We start from the raw sequence: 5,921 nt of genomic DNA on the forward strand, positions 1-5,921 counted from the left end.
GCGTCGGCGCGGACGAGCACCCGCGGGACACCGGCGACGGTGGCGTTGTGCGCCGCCATCCGCAGCCGCACCTCGTCCAGATCGGACCCGACGCACCGGTGTGCCGTGCGGGCCAGCGCGACGAGATCGGCGCCGATCGAGCAGGTGACGTCGTGCACGTCCCGCCCGGCCAGCCTGCGCGCCCGGTGCCGGGCCACCGGGGCGACGCTGGCCTGCTGCAACGCCTCCCCGGTGAACAACCAGCGTGCGGCGTCGTCGACCTTCGCCCCCGCCCGGCGCCGGAGCAACTCCGTCTCCAGCACGGCGGCCGCGTACTCCGGACCGACCCGTTTCCGGGCTGTCGCGACGTCGGTCAGCCTGCTCGCATCGGTCAACGGCAGGTCGGCACAGGCCGCGAGCGCGTCCTCTCCCCGCGGCGAGCGCAGGAACGCGACGTCGTCGAGCGAGAAGGCGTACGCCACGGCCGCACCTACCGAGCTGTCGGCGCCGACGGCTTGGTGCCGGTGATCATCACGTTGTAGAACAGCTCCCGCGGCAGTACCCGGGACAGCAGCTTGCGGTCCACAGCGGACAGTCGCAGCCAGGCGTGGTAGGCGAACAACCGCCAGCGCAGGGTCAGCTTCTCGTCCGGAACGGCCGCCTCGAAGGTGCGGACCGGCCAGCCGAGAAGGGCCGCGCCGAACTCGTCGGTGACCGCTTGCACGTCCGCCGCGCCCGCCGCGCGGGCGGTGCGCTCCAGCTCGGACGGGTCGAACGTGTGCAGGTCCACCACCGCCTCCAGCGCCGCGGCGCGGGACGACTCGTCCAGTTCCGCCTGGGGGCGCCGCCAGCCGCGCAGGGCGGGCAGCCTGGTGAGGGTGGTCGTCAGCCACCAGGTGAGCTGGGAGAGCCTGCGGGCGTAGAAGTCGCCGATCCGCGTCGGTTCCCCGGCGAAGACGAACCGGCCGCCGGGCTTCAGCACCCGCAGCACCTCGCGCATCGCCGCCCGCACGTCCGGGATGTGGTGCAGCACCGCGTGCCCGACCACCAGGTCGAAGGTGTCGTCGTCGTAGGGCACCCGCTCCGCGTCGGCCACCCGGCCGTCGACGTCGAGGCCGAGGCGCGCGGCGTTGCGCAGGGCGACCTCGACCATGCCCGGCGAGAGGTCGGTCACCGACCCCGTCGAGGCCACTCCGCCCTGCATCAGGTTGAGCAGGAAGAACCCGGTCCCGCTGCCGAGCTCCATCGCGGTGCCGTAGGGCGTGTCCGCGCGCCCCGCGACCGCGTCGAAGACGTCGGTCGCGTAGTCGATGCACCGCTCGTCGTACGAGATGGACCACTTCTCGTCGTAGGTGCCCGCCTCCCAGTCGTGGTAGAGCACGTTGGCCAGCTTGGGATCGGCGTAGGCGGCCTCGACCTCCTCGGCGCTCGCGTGCGGGTTCGGCGCCGGGTCCCCCACCGGCCCGGTGACGCCCGGGCCGGTCATCGCGGGGTCGGACGGTCCCGCCACGTCACTTCCCCTCGAAGGTCGCCTTGCCGGGACCGTTCTCGATGAACGACTCCATGCCCCTGCTCTGGTCCTCGGTGGCCCAGAGCGCGGTGAACAGGTGCGTCTCCAGCTTCAGGCCGTTGCGCAAATCCGTGTCGAGTCCACCGTCGATGGCGGCCTTGGCCGCGCGCAGCGCCAGGGCGGGACCGTTCACGAACTGGGCGGCCCACCGGTGCGCGGCGGTGTAGACGTCGTCCGGGGCCACGACCTCGTCCACGAGCCCGATCGCGGCGGCCTCCTCGGCCTTGACGAACCGTCCCGTGTAGACCAGGTCCTTGGCGCGGCTCGGCCCGATCAACCGGGCGAGGCGCTGGGTGCCGCCCCCGCCGGGGATGATGCCGAGCTGGATCTCGGGCTGGCCGACCTTGACGTTGTCCCCGATTACCCGCCGGTCGGCGGTCAGCGCCAGTTCGAGCCCGCCGCCCAGTGCGTACCCGGTCACGGCGGCCACCGTGGGCTTGGGCAGCTCGGCGAGCCGGGTCAGCGAATCCTGCAGCGCCGCGCCGAACCGGGTCATCTCGGCGTAGGAGCGCCCGGCCATCTCCTTGATGTCCGCACCCCCGGCGAAGGTCTTCTCCCCGCCGTAGAGCACGACGGCACGGACGTCGTCCCGGTCGGCGGCCTCCTGCGCGGCCTCCGCCAGCTCCGCCTGCACCCGGTCGTTCAGCGCGTTGACCGGAGGCCGGTCCAGCCGGATCGTGCCGACGCCGCCCTCGACCTCGAGACGTACGAACTCGCCCAACGCCATCCTCCTTCGTTCACGTGCCCGCACCTCCCGGGCGCGGGTACCTCGGTCGGCCACGGGTGCCCCACGGTGAGGTTACCCATCGGTAGGCCCGGTCAGCGACGACGGGCGAAGTACCTGTCCCCCGACCGGTGCAGCTCCAGGTCCTGACCGAAGGTCTCGGACAGGTTCTCCCCGGTCAGAACGTCGTCGATGAGCCCGGACGCCACGGCACGTCCCCCGGACAGCAGCAGGGCGTGGGTGAATCCGGGCGGGATCTCCTCCACGTGGTGGGTGACCAGCGTCATCGCGGGCGCGTCCGGGTCCAGTGCCAGCGCGGACAGCCGCGCCACCAGGTCCTCCCGGCCACCGAGGTCCAGGCCCGCGGCGGGTTCGTCGAGCAGCAGCAGCTCGGGATCGGTCATCAGCGACCGCGCGACCAGTGTGCGCTTGCGTTCCCCCTCGGACAGGGTGCCGTAGGTGCGGTCGCCGAGATGGCCGATGCCGAGCGCGACCAGCAGTTCGTCCGCGCGCGCGGTGTCGACGCCATCGTAGTCCTCCCGCCAGCGCCCGAGCACGGCGTACCCGGCGCTCATCACGACGTCGCGTACCTTCTCGTCGGACGGCACCCGGCCGTTCAGCGCCGCCGAGGTGAAGCCGATCCGGGTGCGCAGGTCGAAGACATCGACCCGGCCGAGGCGTTCGCCCAGCACGTGGACCGCGCCCGTCGTCGGGTGCAGTTCGGCGGCGGCCAGCTTGAGCAGTGTGGTCTTGCCCGCGCCGTTCGGACCGAGCACGACCCACCGTTCGTCCAGCTCCACCGCCCAGTCGAGCTCGGCGAGCAGCGGGTTGCCGCCGCGCCGGACCCCGACACCGGCCATGTGGATCACGAGATCGGCAAGGTTCTCCGGGACCGCCACGTCGTTCACACGGGTCATTGTCGCCGACGGTGTCCCCGGATCCGGCACGGGGCCGCACGCGCGGGCACCCCTCACGCGAGCACCACCCTGCCGAGCTCGGCGGGGTCGGCCAGCAGGGGGTGCCGCGGCAGGACACGCACGGTGTAGCCGAGCGATCCCGCGAAGGGCAGCGGCACGGTGGTGGCGAACTCACCGCCGGACTGCGGGCTCATCGGCACGGTGGTCACGTCGTGCAGGTCGTCGGTGTCGCCGACCCGGCCGACCACGGCCTGGACCTCGACCTCCGACTCGGACAGCTCCGCCAGATCGACCCGCGCGCTCACCCGGACCGGGGTGCCCACGACGGGGGACTCGCTGCCCTGTACGGACAGGTCCGTGGCCAACACCCGGACCTGCGGCCAGCACCGATCCACCCGCCGCCGGTAGTCCGCCAGCGACCGGGCACCCGCGTAGGAGTCCTCCGCCGCCGCGGCCACCGTGGTGGCCGCCGGCCGGTACGACGACTCGACGTACTCCCGCACCATCCGCGAGGCCTGCACCTCCGGGCCGAGGGTGCGCAGCGTGTGCCACACCATCGACAGCCACCCACGCGGCACACCCGAGTCGTCGCGGTCGTAGAACAGCGGGGCGATCTGCTGGCCGAGCAGGTCGTACAGCGCCGCGGCCTCCAGGTCGTCCCGCACCAGGGGGTCGGTGACGCCGTCGGCGGTGGGGATGGCCCACCCGTTGCCGCCGTCGGCGAACTCGTCCCACCAGCCGTCCCGGACGGACAGGTTGAGGCCCCCGTTGAGGGCCGCCTTCATGCCCGAGGTGCCACAGGCCTCCAGCGGCCGGGTGGGGTTGTTCAGCCAGACGTCGCACCCCCGGTACAGGTACCGGGCCATGGACATGCCGTAGTCGGGCAGGAACACGATCCGCTCCCGCACGGCGGGGTCGTCGACGAATCGCACGATCTGCTGGATCAGCGCCTTCCCGCCCTCGTCCGCCGGATGGGACTTGCCCGCGACCACGATCTGGATCGGCCGGTCGGAGTCGAGCAGCAGGGCCCGCAACCGCTCCGGATCACGCAACATCAGGGTGAGCCGCTTGTAGGTCGGCACCCGCCGGGCGAAACCCACGGTGAGCACGTCCGGGTCGAAGATCCGGTCGGTCCAGTTCAGTTCGAGGGCAGAGGCACCCCGCTGCAACCAGGCCTCCCGGGCACGCCGGCGCACCTCGTGGACCAGGTTCTCGCGCAGTTCCCGACGCAGCGCCCAGAGCTGCTCGTCGGTCACCCGGGGGTCGATCCCGCGGACATCCCCGTCGTGCCCCCATTCCTCGTCGCTGCCGCCGAGCAGTGCGCTCATCTCCCGCGCCACCCAGGTCGGCCCGTGCACCCCGTTGGTCACCGAGGAGATCGGGACCTCCTCGGTGTCGAAGCCCGGCCACAGCCGGGTGAACATCCGACGGGACACGCGGCCGTGCAGGGCCGAGACGCCGTTGGCGCGCTGGGCCAGCCGCAATCCCATGTGCGCCATGTTGAATCGTGCGGGGTCGTCCTCCGCGCCGAGCGTGAGCACCCGGTCGAACGGCACCCCGGGCAGCAGCCGCCCGTCGCCGAAGTAGTGCTTGACCAGATCGGTGCCGAACTTGTCGATCCCCGCGGTCACCGGGGTGTGGCTGGTGAACACCGTGCCCGCGCGCACGGCCGACAGCGCCTCGTCGAAATCGAGTTCCGAGCTCTCCAGCACCTCGCGGGCCCGCTCCAGACCGAGGAAGCCGGCGTGGCCCTCGTTGGTGTGGAAGACCTCGGGCTGCGGGTGCCCGGTCAGTTCGCAGTACCGGCGCACCGCCCGCATCCCGCCGATGCCCGCCAGGATCTCCTGCCGGATGCGGTGGTCGGCGTCGCCGCCGTAGAGCCGGTCGGTCACCCCGCGCAGGTCGTCGTCGTTGCCGTCCACATCCGTGTCCAGCAACAGCAGCGGCACCCGGCCCACCCGCGCCAGCCACACCTGGGCCAGCAGTTCCCGGCCGCCCGGCATGGCCGTGTGGATCATCACCGGTTCCCCCGCGTGGTCGGTGAGCTGTTCCAGGGGCAACCCGCTCGGGTCGATCACCGGGTAGTGCTCGACCTGCCACCCGTCCAGCGACAACGACTGCCGGAAGTACCCCGCCCGGTAGAGCGGACCGACCCCGATCATCGGGACGCCGAGGTCGGAGGCGGCCTTGAGGTGATCGCCCGCGAGCACCCCGAGCCCCCCGGAATAGTTCGGCAGCGCCTCGTGCACGCCGAACTCCATGGAGAAGTACGCGACCGCGTCCGGGAACCGTTCCCCGGCCCCGGCCTCCGCCGCCCTGCGCTGGTACCAGCGCGGTTCGGACAGGTACCGCCGCAGGTCACCGCTGATCCGCCGGGTCCGGGCGAGGAAGTTCTCGTCTCCGGCGAGTTCGTCCAACCGCGCGGCCGGGAGTTCGGCGAGCATCCGCAGCGGATCCCGGATACGCCGGAACAGCGCGTCGTCCATGGACGCGAACAGGTCCCGGGTCGGCGGGTGCCACGTCCACCGCAGGTTCGTGGCCAGCTCGGTCAGCCCGGTCAACTCCTCGGGGACGCGCGCGTGCACGGTGAACCGGCGGACAGCTCTCATGAAGATCAACCCTAACGCCGGGCGGTGCCCGGCCGCCGGACGCCGACCGCTCCGCGGGCTCACGCGGGAGAAGCGCGCGGAACGCCCCGCCGTCGGGCGCCGGTCCGCTAGCCTGCCCGCCA

The 5,921-nt window shown here is 72.4% G+C and carries 4 protein-coding genes and 1 pseudogene; all 5 read right to left on the minus strand.

Annotated elements, in window-relative coordinates; all coding sequences use genetic code 11:
- Positions 1–461, minus strand: a pseudogene (locus tag SACHA_RS20595) (class I SAM-dependent methyltransferase); the annotation flags it as partial.
- Positions 462–469: 8 nt separating this feature from the next.
- Entirely contained in the window at positions 470–1,465 is a 996-nt protein-coding gene (locus tag SACHA_RS0106185; RefSeq protein ID WP_028662938.1) for a class I SAM-dependent methyltransferase, read from the minus strand.
- Positions 1,466–1,490: 25 nt separating this feature from the next.
- Positions 1,491–2,270: an enoyl-CoA hydratase/isomerase family protein gene (locus tag SACHA_RS0106190; protein ID WP_028662939.1), complete on the minus strand. Its 780-nt coding sequence runs from the start codon at positions 2,268–2,270 to the stop codon at positions 1,491–1,493.
- Positions 2,271–2,368: 98 nt separating this feature from the next.
- Complete coding sequence (locus SACHA_RS0106195) at positions 2,369–3,190, minus strand: ABC transporter ATP-binding protein (protein WP_019808047.1); 822 nt, start codon at positions 3,188–3,190, stop codon at positions 2,369–2,371.
- A 53-nt stretch (positions 3,191–3,243) separates the two neighbouring features.
- On the minus strand, positions 3,244–5,799 hold the full coding sequence (gene glgP, locus SACHA_RS0106200; protein ID WP_019808049.1) for an alpha-glucan family phosphorylase: 2,556 nt from the start codon (positions 5,797–5,799) through the stop codon (positions 3,244–3,246).
- Positions 5,800–5,921: the final 122 nt, after the last annotated feature.

Source organism: Saccharomonospora halophila 8, from assembly GCF_000383775.1.
Taxonomy (GTDB): Bacteria; Actinomycetota; Actinomycetes; order Mycobacteriales; family Pseudonocardiaceae; genus Saccharomonospora; species Saccharomonospora halophila.

Excerpts from the sequence above, each read along its gene's own strand:
- SACHA_RS0106185 (WP_028662938.1), bottom strand. The coding sequence starts at position 1,465 with ATGACCGGCCCGGGCGTCACCGGGCCGGTGGGGGACCCGGCGCCGAAC.
- SACHA_RS0106195 (WP_019808047.1), bottom strand. The coding sequence starts at position 3,190 with ATGACCCGTGTGAACGACGTGGCGGTCCCGGAGAACCTTGCCGATCTC.
- glgP (WP_019808049.1), bottom strand. The coding sequence starts at position 5,799 with ATGAGAGCTGTCCGCCGGTTCACCGTGCACGCGCGCGTCCCCGAGGAG.